14 protein-coding genes are annotated in these 20,132 nt (G+C 55.6%); 3 read left to right on the top strand and 11 right to left on the bottom strand.

Annotated features, from left to right (window positions below; all coding sequences use genetic code 11):
- Positions 1-3: 3 nt before the first annotated feature.
- On the bottom strand, positions 4-378 hold the full coding sequence (locus K0H79_RS04280) for a DUF2750 domain-containing protein (protein WP_041409682.1): 375 nt from the start codon (positions 376-378) through the stop codon (positions 4-6).
- A 140-nt stretch (positions 379-518) separates the two neighbouring features.
- The gene (locus tag K0H79_RS04285; protein ID WP_220077442.1) at positions 519-3,059 is read right to left on the bottom strand and encodes a prolyl oligopeptidase family serine peptidase; all 2,541 of its coding nucleotides are present in this window, start codon (positions 3,057-3,059) and stop codon (positions 519-521) included.
- Positions 3,060-3,278: 219 nt separating this feature from the next.
- Here K0H79_RS04285 and K0H79_RS04290 point away from each other — a divergent pair, with 219 nt between their 5' ends.
- On the top strand, positions 3,279-5,381 hold the full coding sequence (locus tag K0H79_RS04290) for a winged helix-turn-helix domain-containing protein (RefSeq protein ID WP_220077443.1): 2,103 nt from the start codon (positions 3,279-3,281) through the stop codon (positions 5,379-5,381).
- 58 nt (positions 5,382-5,439) lie between these two features.
- On the opposite strand, the gene K0H79_RS04295 is transcribed toward K0H79_RS04290, so the two are convergent.
- A complete protein-coding gene (locus K0H79_RS04295; protein WP_220077444.1) occupies positions 5,440-6,549 on the bottom strand; it encodes an anhydro-N-acetylmuramic acid kinase in 1,110 nt (369 codons plus the stop codon).
- The gene (locus K0H79_RS04300) at positions 6,546-7,934 is read right to left on the bottom strand and encodes a peptidoglycan DD-metalloendopeptidase family protein (RefSeq protein ID WP_220066939.1); all 1,389 of its coding nucleotides are present in this window, start codon (positions 7,932-7,934) and stop codon (positions 6,546-6,548) included. The genes K0H79_RS04295 and K0H79_RS04300 overlap by 4 nt, the downstream gene beginning before the upstream one ends.
- A gap of 128 nt (positions 7,935-8,062) precedes the next feature.
- On the opposite strand from K0H79_RS04300, the gene tyrS reads away from it, so the two are divergent.
- On the top strand, positions 8,063-9,262 hold the full coding sequence (tyrS, locus tag K0H79_RS04305; RefSeq protein WP_220077445.1) for a tyrosine--tRNA ligase: 1,200 nt from the start codon (positions 8,063-8,065) through the stop codon (positions 9,260-9,262).
- 132 nt (positions 9,263-9,394) lie between these two features.
- On the opposite strand, the gene K0H79_RS04310 is transcribed toward tyrS, so the two are convergent.
- From K0H79_RS04310 to gltB, 7 genes are all read right to left on the bottom strand, one after another.
- Positions 9,395-9,805, bottom strand: coding sequence for a nuclear transport factor 2 family protein (locus tag K0H79_RS04310; RefSeq protein WP_258405524.1), 411 nt, complete (start codon positions 9,803-9,805; stop codon positions 9,395-9,397).
- A 66-nt stretch (positions 9,806-9,871) separates the two neighbouring features.
- Positions 9,872-10,495 (bottom strand): trimeric intracellular cation channel family protein, encoded by a 624-nt coding sequence (locus K0H79_RS04315; RefSeq protein ID WP_011758969.1) that lies wholly within the window; start codon positions 10,493-10,495, stop codon positions 9,872-9,874.
- Entirely contained in the window at positions 10,492-10,869 is a 378-nt protein-coding gene (locus K0H79_RS04320; protein WP_220078087.1) for a DUF2721 domain-containing protein, read from the bottom strand. The genes K0H79_RS04315 and K0H79_RS04320 overlap by 4 nt, the downstream gene beginning before the upstream one ends.
- Positions 10,870-10,951: 82 nt before the next feature.
- A complete protein-coding gene (locus K0H79_RS04325) occupies positions 10,952-11,941 on the bottom strand; it encodes a cobalamin biosynthesis protein (RefSeq protein ID WP_220077446.1) in 990 nt (329 codons plus the stop codon).
- A complete protein-coding gene (mtnN, locus tag K0H79_RS04330; protein WP_220077447.1) occupies positions 11,942-12,634 on the bottom strand; it encodes a 5'-methylthioadenosine/S-adenosylhomocysteine nucleosidase in 693 nt (230 codons plus the stop codon).
- Positions 12,635-12,778: 144 nt separating this feature from the next.
- Complete coding sequence (locus K0H79_RS04335) at positions 12,779-14,197, bottom strand: FAD-dependent oxidoreductase (protein WP_220077448.1); 1,419 nt, start codon at positions 14,195-14,197, stop codon at positions 12,779-12,781.
- Positions 14,198-14,204: 7 nt separating this feature from the next.
- A complete protein-coding gene (gltB, locus tag K0H79_RS04340; RefSeq protein ID WP_220077449.1) occupies positions 14,205-18,656 on the bottom strand; it encodes a glutamate synthase large subunit in 4,452 nt (1,483 codons plus the stop codon).
- Positions 18,657-19,149: 493 nt separating this feature from the next.
- Here gltB and K0H79_RS04345 point away from each other — a divergent pair, with 493 nt between their 5' ends.
- On the top strand, positions 19,150-20,115 hold the full coding sequence (locus K0H79_RS04345; protein WP_220077450.1) for a TIGR01212 family radical SAM protein: 966 nt from the start codon (positions 19,150-19,152) through the stop codon (positions 20,113-20,115).
- The last annotated feature ends 17 nt before the right edge of the window (positions 20,116-20,132 follow it).

Raw genomic sequence — 20,132 nt, forward strand, 5'->3', positions numbered from 1 at the left:
TTATCAGTGGCGGGTCTTGGGCTGCAGGCGGCTCTCGAGTTCCCAGGGTGGTACCACTACACCCAAATCATCCTGTACCGGGAATACAGCAACCTGAAGATCGTCGTCCTGCATGCCCACTACCCAGCGCTCCAACCACTCATTGAGTGGGATGGACAGAGGTTCGCAGTCCTGCCACTCGTCCACTGCCCACAGTGCAGCAGCCTCTTCAGAGGGCCACATGGGGATGCAGTCATCGTCATCTGTGGTCAGCATTACGCAACCATCCTGATCCTGCAACGTCCAGATTTCCTTATGTTCTTTAACTTCGGTAACCAGGTAGTCGTAACGGGCTTCGGGTGTCATGGCGGTGATTTGCGCCAGTGTTTTCTTGGTCATGGGTAGCACTCTCTCGGTGGGGCAAATAGCGTGCAAAAGGCACGGCCCGATTGTGGCCGCATGGTAACATTTGTTCACCCGGGGAAAAAGAGTGCTGTGGTTTGCCATTCCCCGGGGAATCTGATGCGCAGGCTTATTAACTACAGAGGCTCAGCATTCGCTGCGGCTGCCGTTTCTTTGGGTGACAGATGGCTTCGAAGCCAGGCTTCCTGTTCCCACAGCACATGCAGCTGGGACTCTCGGGCTCTGTAGCTGTGGCCCTCAAAGGGCAGGGTCACCAGGCGGGCCTGACCGCCGAGGGTAGAAACCGCCTCAAACAAGCGGCTCGATTGCATGGGGTAAGTGCCCGAGTTGGCATCCGCTTCGCCGTGGATAAGCAGCAGCGGCTCATTGATTTTGTCGGCCACGTTAAAGGGCGACATCTGCTGGTAAAGCGCCTGGGCCTCCCAATAGTTACGCCGCTCATTTTGAAATCCAAATGGCGTGAGGCTGCGATTATAGGCACCACTGCGGGCGATACCGGCGGCGAAAAGGTCGGTATGGGCCAGCAAGTTGGCCACCATAAAGGCGCCGTAGGAGTGCCCGCCAACGGCGATGCGACCTGGCTCGGCTATGCCTCTGTCGGTCAGCACCCGGACGGCTGCCTCGGCATTGGCAGTGAGTTGCTCGAGAAAGGTATCGTTGGGCTTATTTTTGCCAACACCGATAATGGGCATGGATACCCTGTCAAATACCGCAAATCCCGCTGCCACCATGGCCGGGGCGCTGAGCGGACTCAGCCTGGGGTAAGAGAGCGGATTAAAGTCGACCTGGGCAGCCACTTCGGCATTTTTATACTCCCTCGGGTACGCCCAAATCAGCACCGGCAGCGGACCATCACCGGGGCGGTAGTTGGCCGGGAGATAGAGGGTACCGGATAAGGGTTGGCCGTCGGCGCGGGTGAACTGAATATGCTCCTTCTGTATCCCTTCGAGGGAGGCTTGCCGTTTTGCCAGCGGTATCAAGGCTTCGCGTTTATTGCTGTCCGGCCAGACCCGATAGAGCTGAGGTGGCTGCGACGGGGTTTCCCGGCTCACGAGCAGCCGAAGTGGTGAGACAGACTCCAGTGTCACCACCCGCTCGAACGCCGATGGCGCACTTTGCCACAAGAGGCTGCGAGCTTCTCCCGCCTTGCTGGTGGCCAGAAAGGGGCGCATTCCTTCGTCTGAATGGCCATCGCCATAGTGATACATAGCGCCGTTTCGGGTCGCCACGAGATGGGTAACGGGATCGCGTACCAGCGTGCCCGGGTCCTGATATTTATCTTTGCTGCTTATCTGATACCAGTCCTGCCAGGCTGTGGCGGTATTCTCAGTGGCAGTCATTGTAGTGGCGGGGGCTAGCAGGCTCACTTTGATAAGTTGCTTGCTGCGACGGAGTTGGCTTATCAAGGCCTTACCATCATCGCGCCAATTGATGGCGCTGATGGGCCACTGGGTTTGCCCAAGTACTTTCGGGGGCATGTTAAAAGGCGGACTCAGGGTATAGAGGGTATCCCTGAAGCTCACTTCAGCCTTTTGCGTGTCGCTGCGCTTTTGCACCGAGTCGTCTTTTGCCGGTGCGTCGGGCTCGTGCGTCTTTACACTTTTTTCCTCGCTGCGATTTCCCTCGGCCCACACCAGATTGGCCTCGCCCTGCCAGTGGAATAGCCTTGGCGCGGGGCCGGGCGTGTCAGCATCATCGCGCTCGGTGTCGCTGCCGGGTACCCCGACGCGGTAAAGGGTTGCACCGCTTGCCAGACTCATGACCTCGTAGCCTTTGGCAAAGCCGCGGTAGGGCACTCTGTTGGAGAAGGGCTCGGTCAGTTGCTCAATCAGTACAAAGCGGCCGTCGGGTGAGGCGTCGGCATCCAGCAAAAAACCAGCACTTCCCAGTGGGCGAAGTTCACCTTCTCTTGGGAGTAAAACCAACTGACTCAACACCTGCTGTGCAAAGGCCTGGTGATCGGCGGGCGTTTTCAACAGGTTTCTGTGGGTACGTTTCGCCACCTGATTGGGTTGACTCTCTTTGATTCCGGGCATGCCTGGAAGGGCGCTTTCTGAAATAGACGCCTTACCTGAATCAGCAACAACCAGAGGCAGCAGCAGGGCGCTGCTGTCTGGCAGCCAGCGGTAATTCACCCCCAAACTGAAATTGAGCCTTAAGTCCTGTTTCTGCACCTTACCCGATGCCAGCTCAATCAAGTGTAAACTCGGCAGGTCGGTGGCGAGGCTTATTAAGGCCAGGGTTTTACCGTCGGGAGAGAACCTTGGCGCCATTACTGGCATTAATGCGCTCAGCCCTGGAATGGATTGAGGCTGCATGTCACTGGCGCGCCTCAGATTCAGCTCCTCGTACAGGGTGGGCAATTTGCCTGGCAGATGACGATGGCTGTCGATTTCCGTTCCGCCCAGACGCATCATGGGCTGAGCGAGTTGCTTTACGTCCGGAGCGCCCTGGGGGCTTAAACTTAATAGCCAAAAACCATCAGGAGACAAGAGCACCTTGTCCTGTTTTGCCTGTTCAACCAAGGCTGCAAGAGATGAGCTCGGTAGCTGATAGCCTGCCGCTTGTTCGGCAGCGACGGCAAGGTTGGCCAGGCTGAGTGGAAATGCGAGCAGACTGCTTATTACGAGGGTCGGTATCGGGCGGCAGAGTTTCATGGAAGATCCCACAGACGGATTGATTACCGGGTTGTAAAAAATGTTGACGGATGCGGCAATCAAAGGTGCCTCGATTATTGCTTGTTTCTATCTCTATTTTTTATCTATTTAATTTAAATACAATCAGTTGGATAAATTTGTCTGAGGTGTTTTCACTTGTCATGCACCCGGTGCACTTTTAATATGGACGTCACCCCAATAAGACCCTGATGGCCTGTGATGCTTGAGACCAAACAGAGCGTATTTTTCCTCGGCAGTTGCCGTATCGATGCGAGCGACAATAGCCTGCTGTTTCCCGCCTCTGCCGACTGTGCGCAGGAGCGCATCACCCTGCAGCCCAAGTTTGTTGAAGTGCTCGCTTATCTTGCTCACCAGTATCCCAGGGTGGTGACCCGCGAGGCGCTGATCAACGATATTTGGGAGGGCAATACCTATGTGGGCGAAAAGGCGCTCACAAACGCTGTGTGGCACCTCCGGCAACAACTCGGACCGCTCGGCGCGGGAGAGGTAATAGAAACAGTCCGTAAAACCGGATACCGCCTCTGTATCGAACCCAGATTCGAGTTACCCGCAGAAGATGGACAATTGCGGCTCGAACGTAAGAGTCGTCTCTTGGGCTGGGCTTTGTTGGGGTGCTCGCTGACCCTCGCAGTGGTGTTGGCAGTGGCGGGCCACCATTGGTACAAAGACACGCTGCACCGCCCATTCGGGGTGGACAGGCTTACCAGCGATGGCGGCTCAGAGCGTTTCCCCAGTGTGTCCCCCGATGGCCGCTTTTTGGTGTATGGCGGCCAGCAGCCCGGTAAAAACGGCAGCCTGTTTCAGCTGGATTTGGAGCATCCCGATGCCAGTCCAAGACAGCTCACCCCGGACAGTTCCGATGAGCTGCGTGCCGTCTGGTCTAACGATGGCAAGTCACTATATTTCCCCAGTGCGTCTGGCGGAGAATGCAAGATAACCCGGCTGGATTTGAAAGATGGCAGGCTCACCCCCCTTGCCAATTGCACCAGTGTCACGACGGCCATCGACCTCACCGCCGATGGCACTAGCCTGGCGTTTATCACCACCAATGCCCCACAAAAGAATGCGGGCATATACCTGCTGGATTTGACCGGTGAAGAGGCAGAGCCGGTGCGCCTGTCCTGCGACACCGAATGCCCCTACCGCGACCGGGATTTTGCCTTTAGTCCCGATGGGCAAACCCTGGCCATCGCCAGGCGTTTTGGCGATATCTCGGAAGACATTTTTTTACGCCATCTCGCCGATGGCAGTGAGCGACGACTGACCCAGGGGATTGAAGATATCCGTGGTCTTTCCTGGCACAGAGACGGGCGGCGGCTTGTGTACAGCACCGAAGAGGCAGGTAACAGAGGCGGTTATCTCATCGATACCGACACTGGCGAAATCACTTCACTGGATCAGGACGGTTTAAGCTACCCCCGGTTTGTGCCTGACTCGGATGAGCTGGTGTTCTATCACTACAATAACCATCGCCAGCTGGTCACTATGCATCCGTTCGCCAAGGTGCCCCAGGCACCGTTTCCGATGATTTACGGCAACTTCAGCCAGCGTTATGCGGATTACTCACCCGAGGCCGGGCGCTTGGTGTTTGTGTCCAATGAGTCAGAGCACAATGAAATCTGGACCTCGGACGTGGACGGGCAGCGGCGGCAAATGCACACCTCACTGAAACGTCAGGCCACTTCGCCCGCCTGGTCACACGACGGCAGTCGCATCGCCTTTGTGGCCGCCGATACCAATCACGAGGGTAACAAGCTGCATATTCTGGATATTCGCGACAACAGCATCCGGGTCGTGGCGTCGCCCTATATCAACCACGGCCGTCCTGAATGGAGCGGAGACGACAGCTTTTTGCTGGCCAGCACTGTGGATGGTTTGACCCGCTTCCATCTGGATAACAAACCTCCAACCCTGGTGTCTTCCATTATGGTGCGGCGTCTTCAGGTATTGGGAGATTGGCTTTATTTCAGCTACAGCACCGGGCCACGAGGGCTTTGGCGCATGCCATGGCAAGGCGGGAAGCCAGAGCAGGTGCTGGGAGCGAAGTTGATGAGTGACGGCTACAACTGGACAGTATCCGATGACGGGGTCTTCTTTCGTCAGCGCCATTCGGGCTCGGCATTGCTCAGTTACTTTGACTTTGCCAGGGCAGAGGTCAGGCCGCTGATTGAGCTGCCCCCCAACAGCATCAGCCGCCAGGAAAACATGGTGTGGGTGGAAAAAGAGCAAAAGTTGGTGCTGGTGTCCTGGAACTATCCAAGGCGTGATGTGATGCGATTGAGGCATCCTGCGCTGCATTGAGGCGAGCGACCATCAATAAAAAAACGGCCTATCGGCCGTTTTTTTATTGATGACTTGGTTACGCCGCCGGGAAACGCGCGCCGAGTACGGCTTCCCGTTTTGCCCCTGTGACGGCGGGCAAATTGGCCGGCAGTCCCTGATGATGGCGCAGGGCAAGCCAGGCAAAGGCGATGGCCTCAACCCATTTGGGGTCGACCCCAAGCGCTGATGTGGTGGTCATGGTGAACCCGGGTAACAGAGCCTGCAGGCGGTTCATCAGCTCAATATTAAGGGCGCCACCACCGCATACAAACAGCTCGCCGCTGTTTGACAGCTTCAGTATGTCCGCCGCGATACTGTGGCAGGTTAAGTCCAGCAGAGTTGACTGAATATCGGCCTCGTCGAGGTAGCCAAACTTTTCCAGTTGCTGCTCCAGCCAGGCGTTATTGAAAAGCTCACGACCTGTGCTCTTGGGGTATGGCTGCATAAAATACGGATGTGACAGCAATTGGGCCAAGAGCGCATTATCGGTTTTACCACTGGCGGCAAAGGCGCCGTCCTGATCGAAAGCCTGCTGCCTTACCTGCTGTACCCAGCCATCTATCAGGGTGTTGCCCGGCCCGGTATCAAATCCAAGAACCGCCTCTGCATTGCCCGGCAACCAGGTGATATTGGCGATACCACCTATGTTGAGGATCACCCGGCGTTTATCTGCTTTTGCGAAAATCTGCTGGTGGAATGCCGGGACCAGCGGTGCTCCCTGACCACCGAGGGCGATATCTTTGCGGCGAAAATCAGCAATCACGTCGATACCTGTTTCGGCGGCAATGGTGTTGGGGTCGCCGATTTGCACCGTGAACCCAACCTCGAGGTTGGGCATGTGCCTGACGGTTTGACCATGGCTGCCAATGGCCACAACCTGGGACTTATCTATGCCACTGCTGGCAAGCAGGTTGTTGACGGCCTTGGCAAAGAGGCTGCCAACGCTGCGGTCGAGTCGCCCCAGCCGATTCACTTCATCCTGGCCGGGCTGGCACAAACGTTGAAGCCCTTTGAACAGGTGTTCCGGAATGGCTTCTGTGTGGGTGGCGATGAGTTTGGGGGAGGGGGTGTCGAAATCCACCAGGACGGCATCCACGCCGTCCATACTGGTGCCGGACATGAGTCCGATAAACAAAGATTGGCTCATGGAGTCTGCTTGCCCTCTGGCGCCAGCGCCAGTTGCTGTTGCTTGTTAAAGGAAATTTTAGCCATCAAATCCTTGCTGATGCGGCTGAATTTAGCCAACTCTTTTTTACTGATGGATTCTGCTTTAGGCAGGTCAATGGTGCGGGGATTTCTGTGTACCCCGTTGACGATAAATTCGTAATGCAGGTGAGCTCCTGTTACCCGGCCGGTTTTTCCGAGCGTTCCGATAATTTGCCCCTGTTTTACCGAATCACCTTTCTTCACCCTGCGCTTGTTCAGGTGTAAATACTTGGTGGTGTAGGTGCCGTTATGGCGAATAAAGACATAGTTGCCGTTGTACTGATTGTAACCAGCCTCTATCACCTTGCCCGCGCCGGCGGCTTTAATCGGTGTGCCAATGGCGGCTACATAATCAACGCCCCTGTGGGCCTTGACCTGACCTGTTACCGGATGCAGGCGCTTGGGATTGAAATTGGAGCTGACGTAATTGAAGTCCACCGGCGATCGCAAAAAGGCTTTGCGCATGCTCTGGCCACTTTCGGAATAGTAGTTACCGTCTTCGTAGCGCACGGCGGTGTAGCGTTTACCGTCGTTGATAAACTCGGCCGCCAGAATGGCACCATTTCGCACAAACTCGCCATCGGCATAGTGCTTTTCATAGAGCAGGGCGAAGGTATCGCCTTTTTGCAGATCCTGGGCGAAGTCGATGTCCCAGCCAAACACAGTGGCCAAATCCATGATTTGGCCACTGTTGAGGCCTGCATCCACGGCTGCTGTCCAAAAATTGCTGAAAATTTTGCCCTGGGCAAAATCGGTTCGTGTGGTCAGCTGCTTTACATCGATTCGCTCGCTGTATCCGGATTCGGTGCGCTGCACCGTGAGAGTCGACACCCCGTCAATACGGTAGCTGAGCTCGGCAAACTCACCCTTGTCATCTTTCATGATGACAATTTCTTCCCCGGGCATGATTTTCAGCAGGTTGTTTTTGGCCTCCGGCAGCCGGGTGATTTCGTAAACATCGCGGCTGGAGAGTCCTGCACGCTGAAACAGTGCTGCCAGCGTGTCCCCCCTGGAGACTTCAAAATGCTCCACTTCGCGGTTGGATGGCGTGGCGCTGGCTTTCGCACTTGGCATGGCTTCCTGCACGCTTTCACCGTTTGGAGCGGCTATGTCTATGTCTGCGGCCTGCCCCATTGGCGGCGTGGGGGTGCGCTGTGACAAGGGCAGGGTAAAGTCGATATTGTCGTTGGCTACTGGGGTTTGCCGTGAGGCTTCGGCATCCTCAGAGGGGAAAAACAGGGTGACTGTGGTTAACAATAAAAGAATGCTCAGAATGACCTGATGCTTTTTGGGGAGCAGCTTGAGAAGCGTAATAACCTTTGTCATTTGACCCGGGTACCAAATCCCTATTTCCTGTCGATTGGGCCTAGTGTACACACTTTCATTTGCCCAGGCTAACAAGTAACATAGGTCTCTTTGATTGAAATCGGATAACCACAGAGGTAGCTGCCAACATGGCTGATTTGGACCAGGTATTAGCAGAAATTAAACGGGGCACAGACGAGATCCTGCTTGAAGCAGATCTGATTGAGAAACTGAAAGAGGGCCGTCCTCTGCGGGTGAAGCTGGGTGCCGATCCTACCGCTCCCGATATCCATCTGGGCCACACGGTTATTCTGAACAAACTGCGTCTGTTTCAGGAGCTGGGCCACGAAGTTATCTTCCTTATCGGTGACTTCACCGGCATGGTGGGCGACCCTAGTGGTAAAAACAGCACCCGTCCACCACTGACCCGTGAGCAGGTTCTGGCCAACGCCGAAACCTACAAGGAGCAGGTGTACAAAATTCTCGATCCGGCCAAGACCCGCATCGAATTCAACTCCAGCTGGCTCGAACAGCTTGGGGCTGCCGGCATGATCCGCCTGGCCTCCCACCAAACCGTTGCCCGCATGCTGGAACGTGATGATTTTAAAAAGCGTTATGGCAGCGGTCAGCCCATCGCCATCCATGAGTTTATGTACCCGTTGCTGCAGGGCTGGGACTCGGTTGCACTGAAGGCTGACATTGAACTGGGTGGTACCGATCAGAAGTTCAACCTCCTGATGGGTCGTGAGCTGCAAAAGGCCGAAGGTCAAAAGCCACAAACCGTGATCATGATGCCGTTGCTGGAAGGCCTGGATGGCGTGAAGAAGATGTCCAAGTCTGCCCACAACTACATAGGTGTGAGCGAAGCGCCGGACGAAATGTTCGGTAAGCTGATGTCTATTTCAGACGTGCTGATGTGGCGCTACTTCGACCTGCTGTCGTTCCGCCCGCTGGCCGAAGTTGAGCAGTTCAAGGCCGATGTGGAAGCCGGAGCCAACCCAAGAGACATCAAGATTGCGCTGGCCAAGGAAATTATTGCCCGTTTCCATGACCAGGCCGCTGCTGATGCCGCTCACCAGAACTTTATCGACCGTTTCCAGAAGGGTGCCATCCCCGATGATATCGAAGAAGTGACCCTAAGCGCCGGTGGCGAAGGCATGGCAGTTGCCAACCTGCTGAAAGAAGCCGGTCTCGTGGGGTCGACCTCCGATGCTATGCGTATGATTAAGCAGGGTGCGGTGAAGATGGACGGTGAAAAGCTGGAAGATGCCAAGCAGGTATTCAGTGCCGGTCTGAGCGCCGTATTCCAGGTAGGCAAGCGTAAGTTCGCCAAGGTGACATTGAGCTAATCCAGCTCTTTCATCTCATCAAACAAAACGGGCGCCTTAAGCGCCCGTTTTGTTTTTAAAGATTTGCTGCCCACCCTGTCTTTAAACGCATAACGTCTTTTGCAGGGACATTGCCTTTTGCAGAGACGGCCTCTATTGCATGGACAGCTGGTCGGCCATGGTCTGATAGTCGATAAGGTCGGTGTGTTCGGTCACCCTGTGATTGCGCATATCCAGTCTCAGGGTGGTGACCGCAGGCACGGCCACGTCAATGATTTTACCCGGCTTACCGAATTGTTCACCCGGCCCCTTGAAACGGTAGTTGCCTATCATGACCACCAGAGAGCCTGAGTTGTACATGTGCTCAATACTGAAGTTGTATTCCAGTACACCGGCGTGGGCGCGCTCGAAAAATTCGATAATAAAACGCCCACCCTTGTATTTGCGTCCGGCGGTTCTGTCCTGAAAAACACTGTCGCGATTGTAGTATCGGGCGAGAGCGGCGTAGTCATGTTCGGTCAGCGCTTGAATGTAGTTTACTGCCATTTGCTGCTCTTCAGGCATCTCACCGCTGCTGGCGGTCGCCCAGGACGTCAGAAAATAAAGCAGTAACACCAGATATCGCAAAAGTCAGTCTCTCCGGGTTTTCAGGTCGAAGGCCGGCAATGAAAGGTGCCAGCGAATGGCCGCAAGCCTCAAGATCAGCGCACTGAGCATCGACAGCCAGAGAGCGGTTTGGCTGTTCATGCCTAATTGCAGGCTGAGGGTATAGGCAATGCCACCCAGAATGGAGGCGGTTGCGTAGATTTCGGTTCTGAGCACCATGGGTATTTGGCGACAGAGCACATCCCGGATAATGCCGCCACCCACGCCGGTAATCAAGCCCATGATCACAGCAGACATGCCATTAAGGCCGAGGCTGAGTGCTTTTTGGGCGCCTATCACGGTAAAAAGAGCCAATCCCAGCGCATCGGCGATGGGCAGGGTGTATTGGGGTACTTTACGGGGGCGCCGGATAAACACCAGGGTAAAGCCCACGGTCGCCAGGATGACAATCAGGTAATTGGGGTCACGCAGCCAAAACACCGGGGTAGCACCGATAATGGCATCCCGAATGGTTCCCCCACCCACGGCCGTGACGGCGGCCAGTACTGTCACACCAAAGGGGTCCATTCTGTGCCTGCCGGCCGCGAGGGCGCCGGTGAGCGCAAACACGGCGGTGCCGCACAGGTCAAAAAAATAAAACCAGCTCATTCGGTCATCTCTTTCAAGTGGATATTGAGCGCATCGACTGAGATGCGAATTTCAACAACCGAGAGGATCAGCGAGTACAGCAGTAACAAGAGGCTGGCACCGAAGATGAGTGAGCCGGTTTTATTCATGCCGATGTAGATAAAAATCATGCAAAGCACACACAGGGCAAAGCTGCTGACGCCCGCTTCCTGCATGCGTCTGATGATCACAATTCGCTTTTTCAGATTGGTGATTTGGTTCTGATGCACAGGTTCTTTACCACTGGAGAGGCTTCGTATCAGTGCGGCCAGTGAAAAGAATCTATTGGTATAAGCCAGCAGCAGTAATGAAATGGCCGGAAACAGCAGCGCCGGTGTTGTCAGCGAGATATGCAGTTGTTCTAACACGTTGAGTGCCCGTTATGGAAAGTGGAGAGATTCCCCTGAGGCGAGCCATTATAGTGTGTCGCTTAACAAATTACAGCGTCTGACTGTATCTGAGCAGGGTCCATGCAAAGGGTAAAAACAGCAGAAAGGCCAACCAGCTGAAGCAGGCCCGGTTCGACAGTTTTATGGCTTCACCGATTTTGGCCGTATCGGGCAGGGGGCCTTTGCCGACCTTATCGATGGCCACCCGGCTGCCGCGGTATTTGTGTGGTCCGCCAAGCTCGGTATTCAGCACTGTTGCGGCTACATATGCCGCCCGCATGGCGTTGGACAGGGGCTGCCAGCGTCTGGGGGTTAGCAGGGCCTTAAAGCCGCTGGGGCCGCCAACGATGGCGAGTGTCAGGCTCCAAAGCCAGGCAGGAATGTAAAGCAGCGCCAAAACCAGCTGATTAACCGGCGCGACAAAGGCACGGAAATCCGGTGACATGGGGGGCCACACCAACTCCAGCTGCTTGAGCATACGCACCAGCAGCACCATGGGGGCACCGGCCAGCGCATAGAAAAACACCACTCCTGCGGTGCCGTAAATGGGGGCCGTGACCAGTTTTTCGATGGTGGCCTTGGCAAGTCCTGTCTCAGACAGCTCGGTGGTATCCCGTGACAGATATTGACTCAGCAGCTTTCTGGCCCTGTCTTTATCGCCATGGCCCAGCGCCCGTTGCACCTCTTCGGCGACCTGGGCAAAACTGGCATCCGACAGGCAGAGGTAGAGAATTAAAAACTCGAAAAACCAGGGAAAGGCTGCCAAGTCCAGCAAAAAGGCGACGATAAGCCAAAAGGGCAGCACCAGCAGCACTGTCGCCATGATGCCTGCGATAAGCTGTTGGCGCGGTCCTCGCGATGGGTGATTCACTTTGCGTGCAAGCTCTCTTGCCAGCACCCCAAACCACACCAGTGGCTGCATTTCCCTCGGCAAAGGAGCCAGTCGTGCCAGTGGCAGCGCGCACAGGATGATGAGGAAGCCTTCAAACAAGGCTCCATCCAGGGCAATAAGCTGGCTGACAAACTGGCTTTCGGTCATTTACAGGCCTTCAATGAGCGCCATTACCATCAGGGCCGAGTGATGTCCGGCCTTCACCAGATAAGACTCAAAATCGACCGGGCTGTCGTTGTTGGCATTATCAGACAGGGAGCGGATCACCACGAAGGGAGTCGCGAACTGATGGCAGACCTGGCCGATGGCGGCGCCTTCCATTTCACAGGCGGCCATGGTGGGGAAGTCGGCCAGCATTTTGGCGGTGCGTACCGGGTCGCAAATAAAGCTGTCACCGGTGCAGATAAGGCCTTCGACGGTTTTTACTTCACCCAGTTTGGCCACGGCATTTTTGGCGGCTGCCACCAGGCGCGCATCACACACAAAGGCGGCTGGCTGCTGGGCCATCTGACCGATTTCATAGCCAAATGCCGTCACGTCCACATCGTGGTAACGCACTTCGCTGCCAATCACCACATCGCCAATGGTCAGGCTGTCCACAAAGCCACCGGCTGAGCCGGTATTTATCACATAATCGGGGGCAAACTTATCGATAAGCAGGGTGGTGGCGAGCGCCGCGGCAACCTTGCCAATACCGGAGCGGGTCACTATGACCTGCTTGCCATTGAGTTCACCCTGGGTGAATTCGATGCCGGCTATCTGGCTGACGACAGGGTTTTCCAGAGAAGCAATAAGGTGAGCAACTTCGGGCTCCATGGCGCCGATAATACCAATTTTCATAAACTTGCCTTTGAACTGCTTTAGAGAATGGCAGCCAATATACCACAGTCGATTGAGCGGCACACAGGCAAGCTGCAGAGATAAAAAAGCGCATCCTCAGGCGAGCCTTTGGATGCGCAAGACACAAGCAACTTGTTGTTGGGATCAGGCCTTGGCCGATTCCAGATAGTTGAGGATCCCCAGTGCCGCATCGCGGCCTTCGGCGATGGCAGTGACCACCAGATCTGAGCCTCTGACCATGTCGCCACCGGCAAACACTTTTGGATTGCTGGTTTGGAATGGATTGTCATCGGTTTTGCTGGCCTTGACCCGGCCCTTGTCATCCAAGGCGATATCAAAGTCGGCAAACCAGGGCGCCGGACTTGGCTGGAAGCCAAAGGCGATGATGATGGCGTCGGCTTCGAGGAGCTGTTCGCTGCCGGGGACTGGCTCGGCCGAGCGGCGGCCATTGGCATCGGGCTCGCCCATGCGGGTCTCGATGCACTCGATACCCACCACGGCGCCGTTTTCGGTCTTGATGGCCACCGGCTGGCGGTTGAACAGGAAGTTCACCCCTTCTTCGCGGGCGTTTTGCACCTCGCGGCGGGAGCCGGGCATGTTGGCTTCATCACGGCGGTAGGCGCAGGTGACTTCGCTGGCGCCCTGACGCACTGCGGTGCGCACACAGTCCATGGCGGTGTCACCGCCACCCAGTACCACTACCTTTTTACCCGCCAGGTCGATATAGGGGTTCTGTTCGCTTTGCTGACCCAGCAGCGACATAGTGTTGCCAATCAGGTAGGGCAATGCCTGCAGTACACCTTCAGCGTCTTCTCCGGGCAGCCCGGCCTTCATGGCGCTGTAAGTGCCCATGCCGAGGAATACGGCGTCATAATCTTTGAGCAGGTCGGCGAAGGCGATGTCCTTGCCCACAGTCACACCCAGACGAAACTCAATGCCCATGCCTTCCAGCACGGTGCGGCGGGTTTGCATCACCGACTTATCCAGTTTGAATGAGGGAATACCGTAGGTAAGCAGGCCGCCGATTTGCGGATACTTGTCAAACACCACCGCCTTGATGCCGTTGCGGGCTAGGATATCGGCGCAGCCAAGGCCCGCAGGGCCAGCGCCGACAATCGCCACCCGCTCTTTGCGGGGCGTGACCTTACTCATGTCAGGGCGCCACCCCTGGGCGAGGGCGGTATCTGTGATGTATTTCTCGACGTTGCCTATGGTTACTGCGCCAAAATCATCATTCAGGGTACAGGCGCCTTCACAGAGCCTGTCCTGGGGGCAAACCCGACCGCAGATTTCCGGCAGGGTGTTGGTCTCGTGCACCAGATCTGCCGCTTCCATGATGCGTCCCTGTTTGGCGAGTTTCAGCCAGTTTGGAATGTAATTGTGCAGCGGGCACTTCCATTCACAGTAAGGGTTGCCGCAGTCCAGGCAGCGGTCTGCCTGCTCGTTGACCTGTGGCTGAGTAAAAGGCTGATAAATTTCAATAAACTGTGTTGCGCGCAGCTTGATGGGCTGCTTGGTCGGGTCTTTGCGGCCTACCTGAATAAACTGAAAGTCGTTACTCATCTTGCTGTTACCCCGCCTTTACTGCCAGTTCAGGGCTCTGCTGCTCGAGCTTGAGCAGATCGGCCACCGCTACATTCTTCGGCTTGACCAGCACGAAGCAGTCGAGCCAGTTATCAAAGTCACTCAAAATCGCCCGGGCATGTTCGCTGCCGGTCTCTTTGACGTGGGCCTCAATCAGGCCCTTGAGGTGTTTCTGGTGAATGGCTGACTCCACCTTTTGGGTGTCAACCATTTCGGTGTTAACCCTGCGGCCAAATCGGCCGAACTGGTCGAACACATAGGCAAAGCCACCAGTCATACCGGCGCCAAAGTTCACCCCGGTTTTACCCAGAACTACCACAATGCCACCGGTCATATATTCGCAGCCGTTGTCGCCAAGTCCTTCCACCACGGCCACGGCACCTGAGTTGCGTACACCAAAGCGCTCCCCGGCCTGGCCTGCGGCGAAGAATTGACCTCCGGTTGCGCCATAGAGACAGGTGTTGCCCACAATGGCTGTTCGCTCGCTCTGAAAGGCGCTGCCAAGTGGCGGGTAGATGGACAGCTTACCGCCGGACATCCCCTTGCCCACATAGTCGTTGGCATCACCGCACAGGCTCATTTCCAGTCCGGGGGCGTTCCATACACCAAAGCTCTGGCCGGCGGTGCCGTTAAACGACAGGCTGACAGGTGCCTTGGTGCCCTTGAGACCACAGCAGGCAGCGATGTGGCCACTGAGGGCGGCGCCCACTGAGCGATCTGTGTTGTTGATGCTGTAGGCGGCGCTGAAACCTTCGCCGCGGCTGATGGCATCGGCGGCATCTTTCAGCAGACGCTGGTTCAATTCGCCGGTATCCGTCGGTGGGTTTATCTCTTTCCAGGTTCTGGAGGAGCCCGCGCGCACCTGTGGTTGATACAGGATGGGGGACAAGTCCAGACCATGCTGTTTCTCGGTTTGCCCTGCCAGTGCGTACAGCCAGTCGCTGCGACCCACCAGTTCTTCAAACTTTGCAACGCCCAGCTTTGCCATCCATTCACGTACTTCTTCGGCAACAAATTCGAAGTAAGTCATCACCCGCTCGGGCAAGCCGTGGAAGTGTTTATCGCGCAGATTTTTATCCTGGGTTGCCACGCCGGTGGCGCAGTTGTTCAGGTGGCAGATCCGCAGATACTTACAGCCAAGCGCAATCATGGGCACGGTACCGAAGCCAAAGCTTTCGGCGCCAAGGAGAGCTGCTTTGATAACGTCGGTACCTGTTTTAAGGCCGCCATCCACCTGCAGGCGGATCTTGTGGCGCAGGCCGTTGTCCACCAGAGCCTGATGCACCTCTGCCAGGCCCAGTTCCCAGGGCGAGCCGGCATACTTGACCGAGGTGAGGGGGCTGGCCCCTGTGCCACCGTCATAGCCTGACACGGTAATCATGTCGGCATAGGCCTTGGCAACGCCGGTGGCTATGGTGCCAATACCCGGCTCAGATACCAGTTTCACGCTGATAAGAGCCTTGGGATTGATTTGTTTCAAATCGAAAATCAGCTGCGCCAAATCTTCGATGGAGTAAATGTCGTGGTGCGGCGGTGGTGAAATCAGGGTCACGCCCGGACGGGCATAACGCAGCCCGGCAATTTCCACACTCACCTTATGACCGGGCAGCTGACCGCCTTCGCCGGGTTTGGCACCCTGAGCCACTTTAATCTGCAGCACTTCGGCGTTGATAAGGTAATGGGCGGTGACACCAAAGCGGCCAGAGGCAATTTGCTTGATGGCGGAGTTCTTTTCGGTACCGAAACGGCGTGGATCTTCGCCGCCTTCCCCGGAGTTGGAACGGCCGCCAAGGCGGTTCATGGCGATGGCCAGCGCCTCGTGGGCTTCGGGGCTTAAGGCGCCGATACTCATGGCAGCACTGTCGAAGCGGGGATACAGGCTGGCTGCGGCTTCTACCGTTTCGGCAGGAATGGCATCGAGGGTGCCTTTCACGCCCAAAAGATCCCGAAGCATTGCCACCGGACGTTCATCAACGTGCCTGGCAAATGCCTTATATTTGCTGTAGTCGCGGCTGATGAGTGACGCCTGCAGCGTATTGACCACATCGGGGTTGAACGCATGGTATTCGCCACCTTCCACGTACTTGAGCAAACCACCCTGTTGCAAGGGAACATGGGGGCGGAAGGCCGCCTGATGCAGCTTTTGCTGATCTTTGGCAAGGTGCTCAAAGTTCACCCCTTCGATGCGGCTCACCACGCCTTTAAAGCAGAGTTCAATCACATCGCGAGCCAGACCTATCGCCTCGAATTGCTGACTGCAGCGGTAGGAGGCGACTGTGCTGATACCCATCTTGGACATGATCTTGCGCAGCCCTTTCTCGATGCCGTAACGGAAGTTCAGCATCAGGGCCACCATGTCGTCGGCGCTGTCATTGCGCTTGGCAAGATCCGCAATGGATTCATACACCAGGTAGGGGTAGATGGCCGTGGCACCAAAGCCGAGCAACACCGCAAAGTGGTGTGGGTCGCGGGCTGAGGCGGTTTCCACAATGATGTTGGTGTCGCAGCGCAGGCTCTTGGATACCAGCATTTGCTGCACGGCGCCCACCGCCATGGCTGCCGGGATCACCTGGCGATTTTTGGCCACGGCGCGGTCAGACAACACCAGCAGCGTAGTTCCGGTGCGGGCCAGACGCTCGGCATCATCTGTGATGCGGCGAATGGCGCCCTCGAGCCCTTCTGCCGGGTCGTAGTTGAGGTCAACGATATTGGCGCGGTAATAGGCCTTATCGAGGGACATCAGCTGATTGAAATCGCTGAACAGCAAAACAGGCGAGTTAAACATTACCCGGTAGGCGTGGCCCGTGGTCTCGTTAAAGAGGTTCTGCTCTCGGCCTACACAGGTCGCCAGCGACATCACGTGTTTTTCACGCAGCGGGTCGATGGGCGGATTGGTTACCTGGGCAAATTTCTGACGGAAGTAGTCGTAAAGCGAGCGCTGTTTGTTGGACAGCACCGCCATGGGGGTATCGTCACCCATGGAGCCCACGGCCTCTTCACCCTGGCTTGCCAGCACCCAAATGACCTGCTCAAGCTCTTCGCGGCTGTAGCCAAACAGCTTTTGGTACTGCAGCAGGGTATCGCGGCTGAATTCGCTGGCGCCGTGCTGCTCGTTGCTCATCTCTTCCGCGCTCTTGAGAGTGCGACTGTTTTTCGCCATCCATTCTTTATAGGGGTGACGGCGTTTGAGATCGTTATCAATCTCGAATGACTGATACAGGCGGCCGTTGAGGGTATCGAGCACCAACAGCTCACCCGGGCCTACGCGCCCCTTTTCCACCACTTCGTCGGGCTGATAATCCCAGATCCCCACTTCAGAGGCCAGGGTCAGGATGCGGTCTTTGGTAATCACATAACGGGATGGACGCAGGCCATTACGATCCACCGCGCAGGCGGCGTGGCGGCCGTTGGTCATGACTATGCCTGCCGGGCCATCCCAGGGCTCCATGTGCATGGAGTTAAAGTCGTAGAAGGCTTTGAGCTCTTCGTCCATTTCAGGGTTACTCTGCCATGCGGGCGGAATAAGCAAACGCATGGCGCGGTACAGGTCCATCCCGCCGGAGAGCAGCATTTCCAGCATGTTATCCAAAGAGGATGAGTCGGAGCCGGTTTCGTTTACGAAGGGAGCAGCTTGCTGCAAATCGGGCAACAGCGGCGAGTTGAACTTATAGGCCCGGGCGCGGGCCCACTGGCGATTGCCGGTAATGGTGTTGATTTCACCGTTGTGTGCCAAATAGCGGAATGGCTGAGCCAATGGCCACTTGGGGGAGGTATTGGTTGAAAAGCGTTGGTGGAATAAACAGATAGCGCTTTCCAGACGCAGATCGGCCAGATCGGGGTAAAAAGCGGGCAGGTCCGCCGGCATCATCAGGCCTTTATAAACAATCACCTGACCGGAAAGGCTGGCCACATAGAAGTCTGGGTCGGCAGTCATTTGCTGCTCGAGGCGGCGACGGGCCATATAAAGGCGACGCTCAAGGTCTTTTTCACGCCAACCAATGGGCGCATTAATGAGTACCTGAACGATACGTGGCAGGCTGGCTTTACCTATTTCACCGAGCACATCGGGATTAACCGGCACCTCGCGCCAACCGGCGATGCAGAGGGTTTCTTTTTCAAGCTCGCGCTCCAGTACAAAGCGGGCGGCAGAGACTTTTTCTTCATCCTGGCTTAAAAAGAACATGCCGACGGCAAACTTGCGCGACAGGTGCCAGTCATTTTCGGCGGCAATCGACTCGAAAAACTTGATGGGCAATTGCATCAGGAGGCCGCAACCATCACCCGTGCGACCGTCTGCGGCTATGCCGCCGCGGTGCTTCATGCGATCCAGTCCGGTAATGGCGGTACGCACAATACGGTGACTGGCTTCGCCGTCCATCTGGGCAATCAGACCAAATCCACAATTGTCCCGCTCAAAACTGGGATGATACAAGCTCATACTAATTCCCCACCTGAAAACCTGTGACTGATACTGCTCGGGGAATCACGCAAAAGATAATGATAGATATGCACCCGAATCTCCCAAATTATCCTGAGAATTTACAAAGGTCAAACTTAAAGATTGCATAAAACATGGGTAAAAAATCATGTTTCATACAGTTTTGATAATTGGGTTACGTTAACGTCAACTGGTGAAAGCGTTGTATAACATTATGAATTATAGCAATTTTAAAATTGCGTTATTTTTTGGTTTACGATTATGTAACAGGGGCGGCGATTGTTTGGTGTTTGCAAATAGTGATTTTTTTTGCAGGCACAGTAGCTTGTTTTTAAATAAATGCCATTGATTAACTATTCAAAAACTGTGACTAACATCCTGTTTTACCCGCCATAAAGATGACTGGCGCAGCAAAAATGGGAAAAAGGCAGTCCCTTTGACCTGGATCCGGGCGTTACCGAGTCCACGAGTCCATACTGGCGCTTTCTTTTTTATGGAGGCGCCTGTGTCTCAATCGGTTAGCGTAACGCCCACATTGGATGCGCTGGTAAACACCTTTGGTAATGACTGCCGTCTGCGGTTTGGCAAGCGTGTACGCAAGCTGACCCTGGATGCGCATTTTACCTGCCCCAACCGCGATGGCAGTCTCGGCATTGGTGGCTGCACCTTCTGTCATGTGCCTTCTTTCAACGCCGACGATGGGCAGCAATTTGATATCGCATCGCAACTTAAACGGCAGATGGCCGGGCGCACTGATGCGCTGTATTTCATTTATTTTCAGGCCTACACCAGTACCTACGATGAGGTTGCCGTACTTAAGCGCAGATACGATGAGGCGCTGTCGATTGGGAATGTGGCGGGGCTATTTGTGGGGACACGCCCAGACTGTGTTCCCGATGCAGTGCTGCAATTGTTGGCTAACTATCAACAGCAGGGGATTGATGTGTGGCTGGATTTGGGGCTGCAGACCGCCCGGGATGACACCCTGAAAAGAATCAATCGAGGCCATGATTTTGCCGTGTATGCCGATGCGGTGACCCGTGCAAGAAGGTTGGGCATCAAGGTCTGTACCCATCTTATTTTGGGTTTGCCCGGAGAGACCTCAGAGGATTTCATAGAGTCGCACCGGCAGGTGCTGGCACTTGGTGTCGATGGCCTCAAGCTGCATCCACTGCATATAGTGGAGGGCAGTATCATGGCACGGCAATGGCGGGCAGGTAGGCTGGATACCTTGAGTTTGGATGATTATGTGAACGCCGCGGTACAGCTTATTCAGCGTACCCCCGCTGACATAATTTTCCATCGGGTTACGGCCCATGCCAGGCCGCCTTTGTTATTGGCACCCGACTGGTGTGGTCATAAATGGTTGGGGATGGGAGCCATTTGCAGCACTCTGGCTCAAACGGGCGGGCAGGGCTGTTTGACTGAATATCCTTACCTCAGTGATAAAAAGACGTAAGTTTCTTAAGTCTCTTT

The organism is Shewanella sp. FJAT-52076, assembly GCF_019457455.1.
GTDB lineage: Bacteria > Pseudomonadota > Gammaproteobacteria > Enterobacterales > Shewanellaceae > Shewanella > Shewanella zhangzhouensis.

Coding starts and splice junctions, on each gene's coding strand:
- K0H79_RS04300 (WP_220066939.1), bottom strand. CDS start 7,934: ATGACAAAGGTTATTACGCTTCTCAAGCTGCTCCCCAAAAAGCATCAG.
- K0H79_RS04325 (WP_220077446.1), bottom strand. CDS start 11,941: ATGACCGAAAGCCAGTTTGTCAGCCAGCTTATTGCCCTGGATGGAGCC.
- K0H79_RS04315 (WP_011758969.1), bottom strand. CDS start 10,495: ATGAGCTGGTTTTATTTTTTTGACCTGTGCGGCACCGCCGTGTTTGCG.
- K0H79_RS04335 (WP_220077448.1), bottom strand. CDS start 14,197: ATGAGTAACGACTTTCAGTTTATTCAGGTAGGCCGCAAAGACCCGACC.
- mtnN (WP_220077447.1), bottom strand. CDS start 12,634: ATGAAAATTGGTATTATCGGCGCCATGGAGCCCGAAGTTGCTCACCTT.
- K0H79_RS04280 (WP_041409682.1), bottom strand. CDS start 378: ATGACCAAGAAAACACTGGCGCAAATCACCGCCATGACACCCGAAGCC.
- K0H79_RS04310 (WP_258405524.1), bottom strand. CDS start 9,805: ATGCCTGAAGAGCAGCAAATGGCAGTAAACTACATTCAAGCGCTGACC.
- K0H79_RS04290 (WP_220077443.1), top strand. CDS start 3,279: ATGCTTGAGACCAAACAGAGCGTATTTTTCCTCGGCAGTTGCCGTATC.
- gltB (WP_220077449.1), bottom strand. CDS start 18,656: ATGAGCTTGTATCATCCCAGTTTTGAGCGGGACAATTGTGGATTTGGT.
- K0H79_RS04295 (WP_220077444.1), bottom strand. CDS start 6,549: ATGAGCCAATCTTTGTTTATCGGACTCATGTCCGGCACCAGTATGGAC.
- K0H79_RS04345 (WP_220077450.1), top strand. CDS start 19,150: ATGGAGGCGCCTGTGTCTCAATCGGTTAGCGTAACGCCCACATTGGAT.
- tyrS (WP_220077445.1), top strand. CDS start 8,063: ATGGCTGATTTGGACCAGGTATTAGCAGAAATTAAACGGGGCACAGAC.
- K0H79_RS04285 (WP_220077442.1), bottom strand. CDS start 3,059: ATGAAACTCTGCCGCCCGATACCGACCCTCGTAATAAGCAGTCTGCTC.